The organism is Mycolicibacterium psychrotolerans (genome assembly GCF_010729305.1).
Classification (GTDB): Bacteria; Actinomycetota; Actinomycetes; order Mycobacteriales; family Mycobacteriaceae; genus Mycobacterium; species Mycobacterium psychrotolerans.
Genome location: NZ_AP022574.1, coordinates 4,511,236 through 4,529,684 on the forward strand (window position 1 = coordinate 4,511,236; position 18,449 = coordinate 4,529,684).

Annotated in this window: 20 protein-coding genes; 10 read left to right on the plus strand and 10 right to left on the minus strand. The window is 67.3% G+C overall.

Features of this window, described 5'->3' with window-relative positions; all coding sequences use genetic code 11:
- Positions 1-106: 106 nt before the first annotated feature.
- Positions 107-1,537 (minus strand): WS/DGAT/MGAT family O-acyltransferase, encoded by a 1,431-nt coding sequence (locus tag G6N45_RS21970; protein WP_163724677.1) that lies wholly within the window; start codon positions 1,535-1,537, stop codon positions 107-109.
- Positions 1,538-1,620: 83 nt separating this feature from the next.
- Here G6N45_RS21970 and G6N45_RS21975 point away from each other — a divergent pair, with 83 nt between their 5' ends.
- From G6N45_RS21975 to G6N45_RS21990, 4 genes are read left to right on the plus strand one after another with little or no spacing between them, the layout of a single operon-like run.
- Complete coding sequence (locus G6N45_RS21975) at positions 1,621-2,319, plus strand: DUF427 domain-containing protein (RefSeq protein WP_163724680.1); 699 nt, start codon at positions 1,621-1,623, stop codon at positions 2,317-2,319.
- A 10-nt stretch (positions 2,320-2,329) separates the two neighbouring features.
- Positions 2,330-2,818 carry an SRPBCC family protein gene (locus G6N45_RS21980; protein WP_163724682.1) on the plus strand — a complete coding sequence of 163 codons (489 nt, stop codon included), beginning with the start codon at positions 2,330-2,332 and terminating at the stop codon, positions 2,816-2,818.
- The gene (locus tag G6N45_RS21985; protein WP_163728858.1) at positions 2,802-3,596 is read left to right on the plus strand and encodes an acyl-CoA thioesterase; all 795 of its coding nucleotides are present in this window, start codon (positions 2,802-2,804) and stop codon (positions 3,594-3,596) included. Before G6N45_RS21980 ends, G6N45_RS21985 begins: the two co-directional genes overlap by 17 nt.
- Before the next feature lie 44 nt (positions 3,597-3,640).
- Positions 3,641-4,651, plus strand: a complete 1,011-nt coding sequence (locus G6N45_RS21990) for an NADP-dependent oxidoreductase (protein ID WP_163724683.1) — start codon at positions 3,641-3,643, stop codon at positions 4,649-4,651.
- Positions 4,652-4,654: 3 nt separating this feature from the next.
- On the opposite strand, the gene G6N45_RS21995 is transcribed toward G6N45_RS21990, so the two are convergent.
- Positions 4,655-5,575 (minus strand): LLM class F420-dependent oxidoreductase, encoded by a 921-nt coding sequence (locus G6N45_RS21995; RefSeq protein WP_163728862.1) that lies wholly within the window; start codon positions 5,573-5,575, stop codon positions 4,655-4,657.
- A 99-nt stretch (positions 5,576-5,674) separates the two neighbouring features.
- On the opposite strand from G6N45_RS21995, the gene G6N45_RS22000 reads away from it, so the two are divergent.
- On the plus strand, positions 5,675-6,607 hold the full coding sequence (locus G6N45_RS22000; RefSeq protein ID WP_163724686.1) for an LLM class flavin-dependent oxidoreductase: 933 nt from the start codon (positions 5,675-5,677) through the stop codon (positions 6,605-6,607).
- 123 nt (positions 6,608-6,730) lie between these two features.
- Here the strand turns inward: G6N45_RS22000 and G6N45_RS22005 are convergent, their stop codons facing one another.
- A complete protein-coding gene (locus G6N45_RS22005) occupies positions 6,731-7,897 on the minus strand; it encodes a CaiB/BaiF CoA transferase family protein (RefSeq protein WP_163724688.1) in 1,167 nt (388 codons plus the stop codon).
- Between the two features lie 215 nt (positions 7,898-8,112).
- On the opposite strand from G6N45_RS22005, the gene G6N45_RS22010 reads away from it, so the two are divergent.
- Positions 8,113-8,655, plus strand: coding sequence for a TetR/AcrR family transcriptional regulator (locus tag G6N45_RS22010; protein WP_246228759.1), 543 nt, complete (start codon positions 8,113-8,115; stop codon positions 8,653-8,655).
- A gap of 89 nt (positions 8,656-8,744) precedes the next feature.
- A complete protein-coding gene (locus G6N45_RS22015; protein ID WP_163724694.1) occupies positions 8,745-9,167 on the plus strand; it encodes a nuclear transport factor 2 family protein in 423 nt (140 codons plus the stop codon).
- A 73-nt stretch (positions 9,168-9,240) separates the two neighbouring features.
- On the opposite strand, the gene rlmN is transcribed toward G6N45_RS22015, so the two are convergent.
- The 5 genes from rlmN to G6N45_RS22040 form a co-directional block, all read right to left on the minus strand.
- On the minus strand, positions 9,241-10,356 hold the full coding sequence (gene rlmN / locus G6N45_RS22020) for a dual-specificity RNA methyltransferase RlmN (RefSeq protein ID WP_163724697.1): 1,116 nt from the start codon (positions 10,354-10,356) through the stop codon (positions 9,241-9,243).
- A 16-nt stretch (positions 10,357-10,372) separates the two neighbouring features.
- Positions 10,373-11,254, minus strand: a complete 882-nt coding sequence (locus G6N45_RS22025; RefSeq protein WP_163724700.1) for a phosphatidate cytidylyltransferase — start codon at positions 11,252-11,254, stop codon at positions 10,373-10,375.
- A gap of 2 nt (positions 11,255-11,256) precedes the next feature.
- On the minus strand, positions 11,257-11,814 hold the full coding sequence (gene frr, locus G6N45_RS22030) for a ribosome recycling factor (protein ID WP_057147480.1): 558 nt from the start codon (positions 11,812-11,814) through the stop codon (positions 11,257-11,259).
- Between the two features lie 46 nt (positions 11,815-11,860).
- On the minus strand, positions 11,861-12,616 hold the full coding sequence (gene pyrH, locus G6N45_RS22035) for a UMP kinase (protein WP_163724703.1): 756 nt from the start codon (positions 12,614-12,616) through the stop codon (positions 11,861-11,863).
- Positions 12,617-12,727: 111 nt separating this feature from the next.
- A complete protein-coding gene (locus G6N45_RS22040) occupies positions 12,728-13,417 on the minus strand; it encodes a class I SAM-dependent methyltransferase (protein WP_163724707.1) in 690 nt (229 codons plus the stop codon).
- 37 nt (positions 13,418-13,454) lie between these two features.
- On the opposite strand from G6N45_RS22040, the gene G6N45_RS22045 reads away from it, so the two are divergent.
- The gene (locus G6N45_RS22045) at positions 13,455-13,880 is read left to right on the plus strand and encodes a MarR family winged helix-turn-helix transcriptional regulator (RefSeq protein ID WP_163724710.1); all 426 of its coding nucleotides are present in this window, start codon (positions 13,455-13,457) and stop codon (positions 13,878-13,880) included.
- A gap of 21 nt (positions 13,881-13,901) precedes the next feature.
- Here G6N45_RS22045 and galE read toward each other — a convergent pair whose 3' ends face one another.
- Together galE and G6N45_RS22055 are read right to left on the minus strand one after the other, a co-directional pair.
- Complete coding sequence (galE, locus tag G6N45_RS22050; protein WP_163724713.1) at positions 13,902-14,879, minus strand: UDP-glucose 4-epimerase GalE; 978 nt, start codon at positions 14,877-14,879, stop codon at positions 13,902-13,904.
- Between the two features lie 54 nt (positions 14,880-14,933).
- Positions 14,934-15,554 (minus strand): DNA-binding response regulator, encoded by a 621-nt coding sequence (locus tag G6N45_RS22055; protein WP_308207138.1) that lies wholly within the window; start codon positions 15,552-15,554, stop codon positions 14,934-14,936.
- A 739-nt stretch (positions 15,555-16,293) separates the two neighbouring features.
- Here G6N45_RS22055 and G6N45_RS22060 point away from each other — a divergent pair.
- Positions 16,294-17,613 (plus strand): condensation domain-containing protein, encoded by a 1,320-nt coding sequence (locus G6N45_RS22060; protein WP_163724719.1) that lies wholly within the window; start codon positions 16,294-16,296, stop codon positions 17,611-17,613.
- A 118-nt stretch (positions 17,614-17,731) separates the two neighbouring features.
- Entirely contained in the window at positions 17,732-18,448 is a 717-nt protein-coding gene (locus G6N45_RS22065) for an O-antigen ligase family protein (RefSeq protein ID WP_163724722.1), read from the plus strand.
- Position 18,449 lies beyond the last annotated feature (1 nt).

The following is an 18,449-nucleotide window of genomic DNA, read 5'->3' on the forward strand; positions in this document are numbered from 1 at the left end:
AGGGTGACACTTCTTCACACTTCTGTAAAGCTACTTCTGGCCGCGCGCCCTCCTCACCACGTCCTGGCCGCCGCGAAAGGGGGCGCGGAACAACGCTTCTGACCTCTCAAACCGCCACGGCCGGCGGAAGGGCGCTGTCGACCGGCGTCAGGTCGGCGGACAGCCCCGCCGCGGTGCGGATGTCGATAAACGACTCGATCAGCGCATCCGTGGCCTCGTGCGGGTCGTCCAGCGTGCGGTCGTCGGTGAGCACCGAGATGGCCAGCTGGTCGACGTAGCTCCACACCGTGATGTTCATACCGCTGCCCGCGACGATCGGGCCCACCGAGTAGATCTCGTTGACCGTCGCCCCGTGGATCAGCCCGCGCTCGCGGGGTCCGGGCACGTTGGAGATGGTCAGGTTCATCACCATCGCGGACTCGACTCGCCGTGCCTGCTGACGGAAGATGCGCGGCGTCGCTGCCGGCGGCAGATACGACAGCCAGGACGGCAGCAGGGTCGGCCCGAGCAGCTGGTGATTCTCCTTGGCGATGGCCGTCGCCATGGCGGTCAGCCGGACCCGTTCGAGCGGGTCGGCGACGTGGACGGGCAGCGACGGTGTGATGTAGGTGAACTCGTTGCCCATCAGCCGCTGCGGTGAGGTGTCGACCGAGACCGGGACCCCGGCGATGAGCGGCGCGTCGGCGGCCCCGTCGTACCGCAACTGCAGCTGGCGCAGAGCGCCTGCCGCCGTCGCGAGCACGATGTCGTTGAGGGTGACACCGAGGTGGCGTGCCGTCTCTTTGACGTCGGCCAGTGCCAGCGGCGCGGTGGCGAACCGCCGACCGGGCGAGACCACGTGGTTGATGAACGTCGGCGGCGGGGCGAAGTTGCGCGCCAGGTCGGGATTCGGGCCGCGCTCGCGTGCGCTGCGACGGACCCGTGCGACCCCGGCGGCGGTGTCGCGCAGTAGTCGGGGCAGCTTGCGCAACCCCATCAGGTGATCGCGACCGGCGGCCTTGAGCAGGTTGATCGGCGCCTGCGAATCCGGGGGCGCCTCAGCGAGAGCTCCCCCGACCTCCGGGTCTCGCGCGCCGATCGCCATCGCCATCTGATTGGCCGACGCCATACCATCGGCGAGCACGTGGTGCACCTTGTGGATGACCGCGATCCGGTTGTCCGACAAGCCTTCTGCGACGTACATCTCCCACAGCGGGCGACTGCGATCCAGCGGTGTGCCGGCGATCTCGCCGATCAGCTCGTCGAGCTCGCGCCGTCCACCCGGTGCCCGCACCTGGGCCCGGCGCAGATGGTAGTCGACGTCGATCTCAGCGTTCTGGACCCACATCGGGTGATGCAGCTTGAGCGGGATGTCGACGAGTTGGCAGCGCAACGGCGCCAGCGCATGCAGGCGCGGCAGCGCGAGGGTGCGGAACAGGTCGAAGTCGTACCCGTCGATTCCAGAGACGTCGAGCACGCCGATCTTGAGCGTGTGCATATGGATCTCCGGTGTCTCGCTGTACAACATCATCGCGTCCACGCCGTTGAGCCGCTTCATCGATCACCCCGTTCGTCGACACCCTTGGTACCCATTTCACCTGTTCTGCGCACCCCGTGGTGTGCGTTTGTACACTGCCGGGCATGAGCCTGGTCGCCGGCCGCGGTCCCCTCACCGCCGACCGCGCGGGTCGCTTCGTCCCCCCGCTGTCCGGGGACCTCGTCTACATCGAGCCGCATCCGCGGCGGGTGCAGGCAATCCGCAACGGGCACACCGTGATCGACACCGAGCGCGCGCAGATGGTGCACCGCCGCGGCCAGCCGCTGCGCTATGCCTTCCCCGCCGAGGACGTCGGGAACCTGAGCGCCGACGCGGTACCGGAGGCGCCGGGATTCGTCGTCGTGCCCTGGGCAGCGGTGGACACGTGGGTCGAGGAGGGGCGCACTCTGGTGCACTATCCGCCCAATCCGTACCACCGGGTGGACTGCCGGCCCACCACCCGCCTGCTGCGGGTCGAACTCGCAGGCACCACGCTCGTCGACACCGACGACACCGTGATCGTCTTCGAGACCTCGCTGGCGCCCCGCCTGTACGTGCGGCCCGCCCTGGTGCGCACCGGCGTGCTGCGCCCATCCGCCACCACGAGCTACTGCAACTACAAGGGCCACGCGACCTACTGGAGCGCCGTGGTCGGCGATGTGGTGGTCGACGACATCGCGTGGAGCTACGAGGAGCCCCTTCCGGAGAGCTCGCCGATCGCCTGCATGCTCAGCTTCGACGACGCGCTCGCGGACGTCACCGCCCACCTGCCCGCTGAACCCACGGTTGCGCATCCGTTCTAAAGTCAGCGCCATGCCACGATGGTTCGCGCTGGAACCCGCCGACGCCGGTCTCTTCGACTCGGCGCCGCATGTGTTCCGCTACGAGAAGCACTACGACGCCGATCCCGCGCAGGTCTGGGAGTCGCTGCAGTCGGATGAATCCCTGTCGGCGTGGGGGTCGACGGTGAGTTCACTGACCTGGACATCGCCCCGGCCGTTCGGGATCGGCACCACCCGGACGGTCGGGCTCGGGCCGGCGCAGGTGCACGAGCGGTTCTTCCGCTGGGAAGAGGGCTCGGGCTACGGATTCTACGTCTACGAAGCCAACGCCCCGCTGTTCCGGCGCTTCGCCGAGGACTACCGCGTGGAACCGGACGGCACCGGCACGAAGTTCACCTGGCTGGTCGCCATCGAACCGGTCGGCGCGATGCGACTGCCGTTCCGGCTGCTCGCCCCGCTCGTCAAGGCCGGTTTCGGCCGGATGGCCTCTGACGGGACGAAATATTTCGCCGCCCGGTAGCTGGATCGCGCAGCTGCTGGACTTCGATCGCCGCGACGACGACACCTTCGTCACGGTGCAGCCCGCGGCGGGTCCCGGTCCCCGCCTGTTCGGCGGTCTGATCGCGGCTCAGGCGCTCGGCGCGGCCGGTGCCACCGTCGGCCCGGGCAAGCTTCCGCAGTCGCTGCACCTGTACTTCGTCCGCGGCGGCCGCTACGGCGAGGAGGTCGAGTTCCAGGTCGAGCGCACCCGCGATGGCCGGTCCTTCGACACCCGCCGCGTCACCGCGGTCCAGCACGGCGCCGTCATCCTCGAGATGATCGCGTCGTTCCACGTGGCGGAACCAGGACCGGACCAGCAGCCGTCGGCCGTTCCGTCTCTGCCCTTGGAGCAAGCACGGGCCAAGGCGCCCGGGATCGAGTACGCGAACAGGTTCGAGATCCGCACCCGTCCCGACGACGACTCCTGGTTCGCGGTGCCGCCGTTCTGGATTCGCACCTGTGCCGAGATCGAGGACGATCCGCTGTTCCAGGCGTGCGCGCTGACGTTCCTGTCCGATTTCGGTCCTGTTCCGGTCGCCCGGCCCGCCGGTGCGCCGCTGACGCCCGGCGGCGCCTACGCCGCCAGCCTGGACCACTCCGTGTGGTTCCATCGTCGGTTCGTCCCGCACGCATGGCACCGCTACGAGGTGGAGCAGCGCAACCACAACGACTCCCGCGGACTGGTTCTCGGGTCGCTGTTCGACCTCGACGGCGTCCTGGTGGCCACCACCACCCAGGAGGCGCTGTGGCGCCAGTAGCCGAAGCGGCTCCGGGGCGACGACGCCTTCGGTAGGTTCGCCGTGTGCCGACTCTGACCAACCGCCAGATCGTCTTGCGCCGACGCCCATACGGCCTGGTCGCGCCGGAGGACACCGAACTGGTGACGACGACGGCACCGGAACCGGCCGACGGGGAGGCGCTGGTGCGCACCACCTACGTCGGTATCGACGCGGCCGCCAGGACGTGGCTCGACGACCAGCCCGGCTACCTGCCACCGGTGCAGATCGGCGAGGTGATCCGCGCCGCCGGTATCGGCGAGGTGGTCGAATCCCGTTGTGCTGCGTACAGTGTCGGCGACGTGGTGACCACCCTGACCGGGTTCCAGGAGTACACCATCGTCCGGGACGATCTCTTCACCACGCCGGTACCGGGGCCTGGCGACCAGGTCGACCAGCGCGCGGTGATGTCGATCTACGGCCCCACCGGCGCCACCGCCTATTTCGGGATGACCGGCATCGGCAAGCCCCAGCCGGGTGAGACGGTGGTCGTGTCGGCGGCCGGCGGGGCGACGGGTTCAGTGGCGGGTCAGATCGCCCGGATCGCGGGTGCGCGGGTGGTCGGCATCGCGGGCGGGCCGCACAAATGCCGCGCTGTGGTCGAGGATTTCGGGTTCGATGCGTGCATCGACTACCGGGGTGACGACCTACCGGCCGCGCTCAAGACGCACTGCCCACGGGGCGTCGACGTGTACTTCGACAACGTCGGCGGACCGATCCTCGACGCGGTGCTCGGCAGGTTGGCCCACAAGGCGCGGGTGGTGCTGTGCGGGGTGATCTCCAGCTACCTCACCGGCGAGCATCCCGGTCCGGCCAACTACGTCAACCTGCTCGCCAAGACCGCACTGATGCAGGGGTTCAACGCCCTCGACGAGTGGGGCCGCTTCGACGAGGCGTTCACCGCGTTACGCCGGTGGGACGAGGAGGGCCTGCTGGTGCACCGCGAGCACATCTTCCACGGCATCGAATCCTGCGTCGACGCTCTCAACGGCCTGTTCACCGGCGCCAACATCGGCAAGACGCTCGTCCGGCTCTGAGGATCAACGCGCGGAGATGACATCGGCGCCGAACCGCTCGATCGCGTCCACGGTGTGGGCCAGGCTGTCGCCGGGCACGGTCACCTGAATCCACGTCACCCCGGCCCCCTCGAGTTCGGATGCACCGGCGAGGAACGCGTCGGCGTCGAAGGCGTCATCGCCGGGATCGCCGCCTGCGTCGTTGGTGAACGCGACGTCGACGCCGAACGGATCGCGTCCCGCGTCCTCGAGGCGGCGGCGCAGGTCGCCGATGCCGGCGATGAGACGCTCCACCGTGTCCAGCGCGGCGGTGCGGGCTGTCTTCGCGAGCACGGCAGGAGCACGGAACGGACACCAGCCCTGCCCGTAGGCGGCCACCCGCGCCCGCGCGGCCGAGGTGTTGCCGCCGATCCAGATCGGCGGGTGCGGCGCGGCGACGGGGCGGGGGTGCGCCGTGATGCCCTCGGCGGCGAAGTGCCTGCCCTCGAAGCTGACGTCATCGCGGGTCCAGATCCGCCGGATCATGTCGAGGGACTCTTCGAACAGTGCGGCGCGCTCGTCGAAATCCACACCGAGCGCGGCGAATTCGCGCTTGAGGTAGCCCACCCCGACCGCGAGGGTGAAGCGGCCGCCGGAGACCAGGTCGAGTGTCGCCCCGGCCTTCGCCACGACGAACGGGTTGCGGTACGGCAGCACGACGATGTTCGGGATGAGCCGCAGCGTCGCGGTGTGGGCGGCGGCGAATCCCATCGCGACGAACGGATCCAGCGTGTCGTGGCCACCCGCCTCGAGCCACCGCGTGGTGGGCGCCGGATGGTCGGTGAAGCCGAACCCGTCGAATCCGGCCGCCTCGGCCGCAGCGGCGACCGTCGCGATACCCGACCCGGTGACGAGTTCGGGGCTGTAGGGATGACTGTGCATCGGATGGGTGATCGCGAACCGCACGCCGGCCTCCCGTGATCTCAGGCGGCGCAGAACCACCTTCTTCTTTGATGAGAATGTCGTTACCATGCAGTGGTCGGAATGTACAGCGGCGGGAGGTCCATGAGCAGGCCAGAGATCGGCGTCTACCTGCCCCACATGGGCTTCTCGTATGAGGACGTCCTGCACCGGACCCGGCGCTGCGAAGAGCTCGGCATCGAATCGCTGTGGCTCTACGACCATCTCTATGCCCCGGGCATGCCCGACCGACCGTCGATGGAGGCGTGGACGCTGGCGACCGCACTGCTGAGCCACACCGAGCGGATCCGGGTCGGACACATGGTGCTGTGCAACCAGTTCCGCCACCCGGTGATGCTGGCCAAGATGGCCACCACCCTCGACCAGATCTCGGGCGGCCGGCTCACGCTCGGCGTCGGGAGCGGCTCGATCGAAGACGAGCACCGGCGCGCCGGCTTCGAGTGGGGGACGTTCGCCGAGCGTTCGGGACGGCTCGGAGAGACGCTGGAGATTCTGCATCAGGCGTTCGGTGGTGAACGAATCACACACTCGGGTAAGCACTTCACAGTCACCGATTTCCCTGTGACGCCGGGCCCGGTGCAGCGGCCGCGGCCGCCGATCGTCGTCGGCGGGGTGGGCGCGAAGTACACGCTGACGCTCGTGGCGCGCTACGCCGACGTGTGGAACGTCCCGACCTATGCGCTCGGCGACATCGAGAAGACGATCTCCGCGCTGCGGTCGGCGTGCGAGGCCGTGGGCCGTGACCCGGCGACCATCGTGATGTCGATCGAAGCGGTGGCGGCGCTGGCGCCCGACGACGCGGCGCTGACCGCGGTGCGCGATATTGCCGAGAAACGTTTCGGCGGGCCAGGATTCGGCCTGCGGGAGGCCGGGCTGATCGGCACCCCTGCCTGCGTGGCGGACCGGCTGCGCGAGCTGATCGAGATGGGGTTCGGGCAGATCGTACTGTTCACCCACGACCGCTGTTCGGACCAAACCCTGGACCTTCTCGCCGGCGAGGTCATCCCGGCGCTGTAGCCCTCTTCCCCTTCTTGGGCGAGCGCGCGTGTCTGTCCGCGACACGCCGCTGCGGGCGGACAGTTTGCGCACGCTCGCGGTGATCGAGGTCGCTCCTCGGTGCTGGTAAGCCGGCGCCCACCGTCATGACGGCCTGAGGCCGGCCAGCACCTCCTCGGTGTGCTCACCCAACTTTGGTGCAGTGCAGCGGACCTCGATCGGTGTGCCGTGAAAGTCCGCCGGTGAGGCCACCATCGGGACCGACGCACCGGGGTCACGCGCGTCGGGGACGTAGACGATGCCGCCGGCGGCGTGGAACTGGTCGTCGGCGACCACATCCTCGAGCGCGTTGATCGGCGACCAGAACAGTTCCGGCTCCGCCTCGAAGGCTTTCGTCCACTCCTCGAGCGACCGGGTCGCGAAGATCTCGTCGAGCGCGGCGATGAGGTCCGGTGCGTGCGCGGCGCGGCCCTGGGCCGTCGCGAAGCGCTCGTCGGTCAGCCACTCGGGCCGCCCGACCGCGCGGCACAGCGGGGGCCAGTGCCGTCCTGCCTGCAGTCCGACGATCCAGAAGCGGCGCCCGTCACCGGCGGCGTAGTTGTTCATGCAAGGGTTGGCCATCGTCTCGCGTTGCCCGATCGCGATCGTGTGCCCGGTCAGCAGGAACGTGTTGAGGTCGAAGCTGACGGTGTAGGCGCCCTGCCGGTACAGCGACGTGCTGACGAGTTGGCCTGTGCCCGTACGGTTCCGCGCAACCAGGGCAGCGCACACCGCGCCTGCGAGCGTCATCCCCGCCGTGTGGTCGCCCATCCCGCCGCGCTGAAAGGGCGGCGTGTCGCCGGGCCGGGTCAGCAGATGCGCCAGTCCGGCGCGCGCCCAGAACGCCGCGACGTCGTAGGCCGCGCGGTCGGCGTCCGGCCCGCTCTCGCCGTAACCGGTGATGAGCCCGTAGATCAGCCGCGAATTCCGCTGTGCGACATCCTCGAAAGCCAATCCGATCCGGCGCAGCGCGGCCGGCCGAACATTGGTCAGGAACACGTCGGCGTCCTCGAGCAGGGCGAACGCGTCCGCTCGGCCGTCCTCGGTGGTCACGTCCAGCACGATGCTGCGCTTGCCGCGGTTGTCCATCTCGAACGGGGGGCTCGACTCCTCGATGCCCAGCATCCGGCCGAAGCTCCGGGCGGGGTCGCCCGTCGGCGGCTCGATCTTGATCACGTCGGCACCCCAGTCCGCGAGGATCCCTCCCGCGGCCGGCCCGGCCACCCACACCCCGAGTTCGACGACCTTGATGCCCTGCAGCGGACCCGCCATGATCCTCGCTTTACAAATCGCGCATACTTTGTCACCTTGTTGTGACTACCGGGTCCAAGCCTAGGAGGTGCATGTGTCCGTCTGGGGCGTACTCGTGCACGCGGGTCGGGGCGCGCGCCGGACCGGCACCGACGCCGCGACACCGTCGCTGCGCTGAGGAGATCTCTGTGACCGAACGCTTAGGATCGACGGCGAACCGAGCGAAAGACGAGCCCGTGAACCACCCCGCACCCGACCGCTCCGACGGCGAGGACACCTCGACGCGGCACCGGATCCTGGTGGCGACCGCGGAGGTGCTGGGCCGCAGCGGGCAGACCAAGTTGAGCCTGTCGGAGGTCGCGCTGCAGGCCGGGGTGTCTCGTCCGACGCTGTACCGCTGGTTCGCCGACAAGCAGGAGTTGTTGACGGCCTTCGGCATTTTCGAACACGACATGTTCGAGTCGGGAATCGCCAGGGCCACCGCCGGGCTGAGGGGCAACGACCGCGTGGACGCCGCGATGCGTTTCATCGTCGACTACCAGCGGTCCTACTCCGGGGTGCGGCTGGTCGACATCGAACCCGAGGTCGTCATCGGCCAGCTGACCCACATCATCCCGGCGATGCGCAGCCAGCTCGAGAAACTGCTGCCCGGACCGAACGGCGCGGTCAAGGCGGCGACGGCGGTGCGCGTGGCCGTGTCGCACTACATCGTGCGCAGCGACGACGCCGACCAGTTCCTCGCTCAGCTACGGCACTGCGTGGGCATCAGGAACGGTTGAGCGGCGCAGCGCCCAAACCGACGTTCGGGCGCACAAACGCGAGTGATTTACACCCGAACGTCGATCTCGAGACCTGAGGCGGTGGGCCGATGAACGTCGAACGTGTCGCCGACGAACTGGCGATCCAGGCCCTGCTGAACCGCTACGCCCGGGCAGTGGACACCAAGGACTGGGACCTGTACCGCTCGGTGTTCACCGATGACGCGTGGATCGACTACTCGTCGGCGGGCGCGGTCACGGGAGCGCTCGATGACGTCGTCGACTGGTTCGCCGCCAATTTCGGCGTGATCGTGTGGAGCATGCACCACATCACCAATGTCGAAGCCGACATCATCGGTGACACCGCAACGGTGCGTGCCATGTTCTACAACCCGATGCAGCTGCCGGGGATGTCGGGTCCCAGCAGCTGCGGCGGCTACTACCACCACGAACTCGTGCGCACTCCCGACGGGTGGCGCAGCCGGGGCTTGCGCGAGGAGAACGTCTGGTTCGTCAACCCGCCGACCGGGTAGCGCCCGAACCGACGTTTGGGCGTGGAAAACCCCTGATTTCGCGCCCGTTTGTCGGTTCGGGCGGACAGAAGCCTCAGCCCTGGGCCGCCAATTGCCCGCATGCGGCGGCGATTTCGCGACCGCGAGTGTCCCGCACGGTGCAGGACACCCCGCGCTCGCGCACCCGGCGGACGAACTCCCGCTCGGCCGGTTTGGGACTGGCGTCCCACTCACTTCCCGGTGTCGGATTGAGCGGGATGACGTTGACGTGCACCAGCGGTCCCAGCGCGCCGTGCAGCTTCTTGCCGAGCAGATCGGCCCGCCACGGCTGGTCGTTGACATCGCGGATGAGCGCGTACTCGATCGACACGCGCCGGCCGGTCGTGTCGGCGTAATACCGGGCCGCGTCGAGCGCCTCGCCGACATTCCACCGATTGTTCACCGGGACGAGCGTGTCGCGCAGCTCGTCGTCGGGGGCATGCAGTGACAGGGCGAGCGTGACGTTGAGCTTCTCGTCGGCGAGCCGGCGGATGGCCGGCGCCAGCCCGACCGTCGACACCGTCACCGACCGGGCGGAGATGCCGAAGCCCGCCGGCGGCGCCGCGATGATGCGCCGGACCGCGGCCACCACGCGGTTGTAGTTGGCCAGCGGCTCACCCATGCCCATGAACACGATGTTGGACAGCCGCGACCCGTCGCGCTCGCGCAGTTCGGCCGCCGCGGCGCGGACCTGCTCGAGGATCTCGGCGGTCGACAGGTTGCGCGTGAGCCCGCCCTGGCCCGTCGCGCAGAACGGGCAGGCCATCCCGCAACCGGCCTGCGAGGAGATGCAGACGGTGTTGCGGTCCGGGTAGCGCATCAGCACCGACTCGAACGTCGTCTGATCCACGGCCCTCCACAGCACCTTGCGGGTCTCGCCCGCGTCGCACTCGATCTCGCGGGCGGCCCCGAACAGCGTCGGGAACAATGCCTGACCCACCTGCTCGCGCACCGCAGCAGGCAGGTCCGTCATCTGCGTCGGGTCGGCGATCAGCCGTCCGTAGTACTGGTTGGCCAATTGCTTGCCGCGGAACGCGGGCAGGCCCAGTTCGGCGACGGCCGCGGCGCGGCCCGCGTCGTCGAGATCGGCGAAGTGCCGCGGCGGCATCGCGCGGCGCGGGGCATCGAACACGAGGGGCACAGGAGGTACGGCCCCGGAGGATTCAGGCATGAGTACTGCCAGTATCTCAGGCCAGGAGGGTGAGCACGATCCATCCGGCGACGGCCGAGGGCAGCATCGCGTCGATGCGGTCCATCAGACCGCCGTGGCCGGGCAGCAGCGTGCCCATGTCCTTGATGCCGAGATCGCGCTTGACCTGCGATTCGACCAGGTCACCGAGGACCCCGGTGATCACCAGCATCAAGCCGAGCGGGACACCGACCCACGCCGGCTTGTCGAGCAGGAACGTGACCGACAGCACGGCGGCGGTGACGCCGAACACCAGCGAACCGCCCAGGCCCTCCCACGACTTCTTGGGACTGATGGCAGGCGCCATCAGATGCTTGCCGAACAACACCCCGGCGACATAGCCCCCGATGTCGGCGAACACGACCGTCGCGATCACCGTGAACACCCGCACGCCGCCGTGGTCGGCGAAGATGAGCAGCGCGGTGAACGCCCCGAACATCGGCACCCAGGTCGCCAGCAGCACGGTGGCGGCGATGTCCCGCAGGTAGTTGACCGGCTGCCGGCTCAGCCCCTGACCGAGCAGTCGCCACACCATGCAGACGACGACGGTGCCGCCGTAGGCGCCGAGCAGCCCCGCAGCCCCGAACGGCCAGGCCAGCCAGATCATCGCCTGGCCGCCGAGCAGCAGCGGGATGGTCGGAACCGCGTAGCCGTGCTCACGCAGCCGCCGGATCACCTCGTGGGTCGCGATGGCCATGGCCGACGCCAGCAGCGGAAGCCACCACTTCGGGGCGAACAGCAGGATGCCGATCGCCATCCCGCCCAGCACCACACCCACGCCGATGGCGGCGGGCAGGTTGCGTCCGGCGCGGGACTTCTTCTCCGTCGGCGGTTCACCGACCGGCTTGTCTGGCACGGGAGTCGATTGCTGGTCGGTCATCGTCAGACCTCCAGCAGTTCGCCTTCCTTGTGCTTGACCAACTCGTCGATCTGCGTCGTGTACTGCGCGGTGGTCTTGTCGAGGTCCTTCTCCGCCCGGGTGACCTCGTCCTCGCCCGCTTCGCCGTCCTTCTTGATGCGGGTCAGCTCCTCCATCGCCTTGCGGCGGATGTTGCGCACCGACACCTTGGCGTCCTCCCCCTTGGACTTCGCCTGCTTGACCAGGTCACGCCGCCGCTCCTCGGTGAGCTGCGGAATCGACACCCGGATGACGTTGCCGTCATTGGACGGGTTGACCCCCAGGTCCGAATTGCGGATCGCGTCCTCGATGTTGCGCAGCTGGCCGGCCTCGTAGGGCTTGATCACCACCATCCGCGCCTCGGGGACGTTGATGCTGGACAGCTGCGTGATGGGGGTGGCGCTGCCGTAGTAGTCGACGTTGATCCGGTTGAACATGCCGGGGTTGGCCCGGCCGGTGCGAATCGACGCCAGGTCGTCCCGTGCCACCGACACGGCCTTCTCCATCTTCTCCTCGGCATCGAAGAGCGTCTCGTCGATCACTGTGCGTCCACCTTCATTCGCGTCTTGCGGTCCTGGCCTCGACCGATCACGTGGTGACCAGTGTGCCGATCTTCTCACCTGCCACGGCACGGGCGATATTGCCATCCGTGAGCAGGTTGAACACCAGGATCGGCATTCCGTTGTCCATGCAGAGGCTGAACGCCGTCGCATCGGCCACCTTCAGGCCGCGGTCGATGACCTCGCGGTGGCTGATCGCGGTGAGCAGTTCGGCGTCGGGCTCGACGCGCGGGTCGGCGGTGAAGACGCCGTCGACCGCCTTGGCCATCAACACCACCTCCGCCCCGATCTCGAGTGCGCGCTGCGCGGCGGTGGTGTCGGTGGAGAAGTACGGCAGACCCATGCCGGCGCCGAAGATGACCACGCGGCCCTTCTCCAGATGCCGCTGGGCGCGCAACGGGATGTACGGCTCGGCGACCTGGCCCATCGTGATCGCCGTCTGCACCCGGGTCTGAATGCCTTCCTTCTCCAGGAAGTCTTGCAGGGCAAGGCTGTTCATGACCGTGCCGAGCATGCCCATGTAATCCGACCGGGTGCGCTCCATGCCGCGCTGCTGCAGTTGGGCGCCGCGGAAGAAGTTGCCGCCGCCGATGACGACCGCCACCTGTACGCCGCTGCGCACCACCTCGGCGATCTGGCGCGCCACCAGGGCGACGACGTCGGGATCCAGACCGACCTGGCCACCGCCGAACATCTCCCCGCCGAGTTTGAGCAGCACGCGGGTGTACGCGGGCCTGATCGACGACGATGCGTTGTCCCCGTTGCTGCTGGTGCCTTCCGCCATCCGACTCCTTCGGGGTTCTCGCCTGCGATCGCCGCCCCCGCGAGGGCCGCGGACGGCTGCCCTAATCCTGCCTCATCGCAGGCGCGAAACCACGTCTGGGGTCGGCGCGCGTCAGTCTCGGTGCGCGCTCAGCAGCCAGGCGGCCATCGACTTCCTGCCCTTGTCTTCGTCGCGGATGTCGGCGCCCGCGAATGCCTCGAAGTGCTCAGCGAAGTCCTCCGGCATGTTGGCATGGATGCGTGCGGGCCGGATCTCGTCGACGATCCAGTGCGTCGCCACCGCGTCGCGGAGCTCGTCGGCGGTCACCGCGTTGACCGGGCCGTCCTGGGGCATCGCCGCTCGGTCGAAGACCAGAACGTAGTAGGACGCGCCGGGCGCCGCCGCGCGCACGATCGATCGCTGATAGCCCTCGCGAAGCTCCACCGGCATGGAGTGGAACAACGTCGAATCGACGATCGTGCCGAAGCGGCCGTCGTAGCCGGTGAACGCGCTGATGTCGGCCACCTCGAAGGACGCGTTCGTCAGGCCACGGCGGGCGGCCTCCTCGCGGGCGAGCGTGATGGCCGTCGGTGACTGGTCCAGACCCACCGTGGTGAAGCCCCGCTCAGCGAGGTACATCGAGGTCGCGGCCTCGCCGCAGCCGGCGTCGAGCACATCACCATGGAAGGCCCCCGCGTCGATCAGCCCGCGGATCTCGGGCTGCGGTTCGTCGATGCTCCACGGTGGACGACTGCCCGCCCCCATCTCCTGCACCTCGCCGCGGTACGCGGCCTCGAACATCTCATCAGTCGGGTTCGTCATACACTCCGTAGTATCAACTAGCTTGATATGCGTCAAGATGCTTGACATGAGTGACCGCGACGACGCGCCGCTGGGCTACCTGCTGCACCGGCTGGCCTCGGCCCTGCGCGCCGACGTGACGACCGCGGTGCTCGAGCCGCTCGATCTGACCTTCCCGCAGTACATTTGCCTACGCCTCCTGTCGCGTCGGCCGGGACAGTCCAACGCCGAACTCGCCCGCGACGTGATGGTGTCTCCACAGGCGATGAACATCGTGGTGCGCGGCCTGCAGGAGCGCGGTCTGGTCGCCCGCCCTGCCACCGTCGCTTCGGGCCGGTCGCTGCCCGCTGAGCTGACCCGCGAGGGCCGTGCCCTGCTCGACCGCACCAACGAGGGGATCCGGGACGCCGAGCAGCGGGTGCTCGGCGGCCTCTCGGAGCGCGATCAGCGCGAGCTGCGCCGCATCCTGGGCGAACTCGGCTGAGGTCCGCGCCGACGTGGCCTGTCAGCGGGCAAGCGGGATCTCAATCCTGCTCGACCAGGACTGCCACGCGCTGCCGATGATGTCGTCGAGGTCGTACCGGGATTCCCAACCCAGACCGGCACGGATCTTCGCGGCGTCCGCGACCACCGCCGGGGAATCGCCCGCCCGAGGCGGCCGCACGTCCCAGTCGAAGTCCCGTCCGGTGATGCGCCGTGCGGTGTGCATCACCTCCAGCACGCTCGTCCCCGACCCGGTGCCGATGTTGTAGATCGCCGACGGTGCACCGCCACTCATCCCGCGAACCGCCGCGGCGTGCGCATCGGCGACATCGGCAACGTGGATGTAGTCACGGATACACGTGCCGTCGCGGGTCGGATAGGAATCGCCGAAGATCTGTGGAGGCACACCAGAACAGATCGCGCGAAAAACTTTCGGAATCAAGTTGTTCTCTCCCCGGTCCGCCAAGCCAGGGTCGGCAGCGCCCGCGACGTTGAAATACCGCAGCGCCATCCAGTCGAGGCCGGCCGCAACAGCCGTATCCCGGATCATCTGCTCACACATCAACTTGGTCCAGCCGTACGGCGACGCCGGCGCAGTGTCCGCCTGCTCGTCCACCAGGTCGCCGGTCGAAGTCCCGTAGACGGCGGCACTGGACGAGAACAACATCTTCCGGGTACCCGCCTGCACCATCGCCGTCAGCACGCTGTGCATACCGATGACGTTCTCCCGGTAGTACATCAGCGGTTCTGCAATGGATTGCTCGACGGCCTTTTTCGCGGCGACGTGAACAACGAGTTCCGAACCGTGCGCACGCAGGCTGTCCGTCACCAGCTCGGTGTCGAGTACCGAACAGGGGAACAGCGGCGTGTCATTGGTCAACCTGTCCCGGCTCCCGGTCGAGAGATCGTCGATCACTGCCACGTCATGTCCGTCGCGCCGCAGCGCTTGCACCACGTGCGCCCCGATGTATCCGGCGCCCCCGGTCACCATGATCCTCATTCAGGCCCCCTGCCCCCGCGCACCCAAAGCGCTCGTCAAAACTGCGAACTCGACTCACAGGTCGTCGACGCGCAGAATCCCGTCTTGAATCCCCCGAGCTATCAAGGCCGCCTTGGTCGGCGCCGCCCGTCCCACCGAGCCGTACTTGGCACGCACTCGTTGCAGATGGGTCCGCACGGTCGACGGCTCGATGCACAACGCATCGGCAACGCCCTCGATGCTGCCGTTCTTGAACCATGCGACCAGGACTTCGCGCTCTCGTTGGCTCAATCCCGGCCGCCCCACCCGCTTGTGGTTGAGCAGTGCCGCGCCCATCCGAGGTGCGACGTGGGTGATCTCCTGGTGCGCAGAAGTGATCGCCTCGCCCAAGTGCTGGCAGATCTCGGACTTCGTCACGTAACTGACAGCGCCCATGTCCAAGCTCGTCAAAATGACCTCGTCACTTGACAATTCGGAGTACACCACGACGTGATGGCCACTCCCGCAGATCTTCGCAAGCGCTTCGAAGTCCGGACCTCGCCTGTCGACGTCCAAGTCGAACAGGACCACGTCGACGGCGCGGGTCCTCTCCGGATGTTCTGCGATGAACTGATCCGGCCCGACGTAGCAGCCGGCGATTCTGATCCCACCCCCCAGCTTTGCGACGAACGCCTCGATGCCGGCATGGGCGATCACGTTCGAATCGATGACCGCGACCGATGTCGCCGGCCGACGGGTGTCAGTTTTGTAGACCATCCTCAGTGTCCCCCAATAGGTGCAAGGCGCCTCCCACCCAAGTTCGCCATCAAGATCTTTGGCAAACTCTATGACATTTTCTCCGGGGCGGCGATTCGTTTGACTTCATTGATCGGAACCTCACAGGTTGAACGACGCGAATATCGGTTTTATAGCTGTTATGTATCCTTCCTGCCACCGCGGTCCGGGAAAGTCAAGTGTCTTTTGACCTCGAAAACATCGCGCGGTTGCGCATTTTTAGCAATGCATAGAAATTTGGCTACAGGACCCGGGTCGATACCCGCAGGACGCACGCTTCATCTTTTCGTCTAAGGGTTCGTCGCGCTTTGGTCGATTCGTGGGGATTCACTTGCACCCGCCGAGGACTTGCGCGAAGCATCAGCTGGTACTGAAGTATCCGATCGCTTGGGTGGAGCGATCGCTTGGGGGTATGACTTGGGGGGTACGAAATGTCCGTCCGTAACAGCAGGACAAGTCGTCATCGCCGTCACGGCATGTCGTTGGCAGGATGTCGAACCGATTGGCATACCGGGGTCAAGGCAAGGTTGCGATCTGCTGCAGGTAGCCAATCAAAGCTTCGGATCCGTCGGCAGCGATGACCACCGCCGATCCCCGCCCTGACGTCCTCCGTCGCGGGCCGTACCCGTCCACCACACACGCCCGACCGGGTGTACTACCGATGTCGGTATCACAGAAGCAACTCTGGCACCTGACCCAGATCCAACCGGACTCTCGCGCTCACAACGAGTTCGTCATTATCGCCAAGGAAGGCGCACTCGATGTCGGGGCGCTGCGCAGGGCGTTCACCGAAGTGGTCGCACGGCACGAGGCGTGGCGCACCACCTTCAGGGACGTGGAGGGTGAGCCGTACCAATTCGTGCACGAGCCGGTGGACGTCGAGATGCCGCTCACCGACCTGTCACATCTCGGACTCGGCCAAGCTCTCCGGCGCGCCGCCGATATCGCTACGGCGAACACCCTCCAGCCCTACGACCTTGCCCGCGGCCCGCTGATCCGCCCTCGGCTGGTCCGGTTGTCCGATGGCAGGCACAGGCTCCAACTGAGTCTCCATCAACTCGTCTTCGATCCCACGACACTGCACCGCATCGTCTTCCCGGAGTTGGTTGCGCTCTACCGCAGCTTCACAGAGGGTGTTTCGTCGTCACTGCCCTGTCCACTGGCCCAGTACGCCGCCTACACGACGTGGGAACTCGACTGGGTCAACCGACCGGATGCCGCCGCCCGCATCGAACGCTGGCGCAGCCGGCTCCACGGCGTCACGCCGCTACAGATGCCGCTGGACCATCCGCGACCCGCTCGCCAACGTGTCACCGGCGGCACGATCCCGCTGACGGTCGACCGCACCACCGTCGAGAGACTGCGCAGATCAGCGTGCAGCGCGGGCGGCACACTGTTCGACGGGTTCGCAACCGCGTACGCGTGGTGGCTGCATCTGCAAACCGGCTCAGAAGACATCGTGTTCGGAAGTGCATACGACCTGCGTCAGCTCGGCGATCTGTCGGCGGTGGCCGGCTATTGCGTTGCTCCGCTGGTCCTGCGATGCGCTGTCTACGCCGACGATTCCTTCTGCTCGCTCGTGGACCGGATCCGCAACACCGTCATCGACGCCGCCCGCGACGCCGTGCCGTTTGCGTCCCTCATCGCCGGGCTCGACATTCCGCGAGATCCCCGCAATCATCCGCTTTTCCAGGCCGCGCTATCTTTTCAGCCAAGGCGCGCAACGACCGCCGAGGGCTGGTCACTCGACGCGATGGAGTGCGCGGTCCACGACGCACTTGGCTCGTCGACATTCGACATCAGCGTCGAGTTAGACGAACGGTACGAAGGGCATGTCGTCGGACGACTGGTCTTCAACGCCGACCTGTTCGACCGCGCCACCGCACGGGAGATGGCGTCGAACTGGTATGAGGCGATCAGCGCGGTCGCCCGCGTACCCGATCTGCCGTTGACCGTCCACGGTCTGGGCAGATGCCGGTGATCATGGCTGTGGGTCTGGTCGCCGGGGGTGGCGGTGTTGTGGTACCTGGTCCGGCGACCCCTGCGATGCTCATCACCTTGGTCGTCGTCGAATTCGCCAATGCAAGAGCTTGCCGCTCATGGGTCTGGCCCTGCTGATGCCAGAAATCGGAAACCGGCTAATCGCGCTCGCTAGCTACGCGGCAGGTCCGAACTACTCGGATAATCCGTCCGTGCTGGGCCAGATGGCTGCACAGCAAAGTGCATGGGCGATGTTCCGGGACGAGCCGATGTTCGGGATCGGAACCCACATGTTCCCTTCGGAGTTGCCGCGTTACGCCGGCAAAGTGGCTACGGCGATACTGCACCCGCCGGATGCTTCTGACAATCGGAACGCGGATCTGGCGGCTCAGAGCGAAGTGGTCGGGCTCGTCGGCTGGGCCGTCTTCGTCGGTGGATTCATCGCGCTGATCGTGCAGCACTTGGCCAGATTCCATAGCCGCTCAGGGGGATCCGAGCGATCGCTGTTCGCTGCGGTACTCGCCGCACTCGTTGAGATAGAACACGATCTCGCGATTTCGAGTGCCAACTCCTGGTACACCGTCGCGCCGATCGGATCGGTGCGCGTCAATTCGAGTACCGCGCGCTCCCATACGTGCATCGCAGTGGCAGCGCTCATCGGATGTCTGAATGCCTTGGCCTGTGCAGTGGCGGCACGCAGATTGCCTGTACGGGCACGCCGTTCGCGACCACGTGGCGAAGGACCGCGCCCAGGCATGCCGGCGACAACTGAACAAATCGAGATGGGGCTGGTGTCGAACTCGGCGTCCCCCATCCTACTAGGAAGAGACGGGTGAG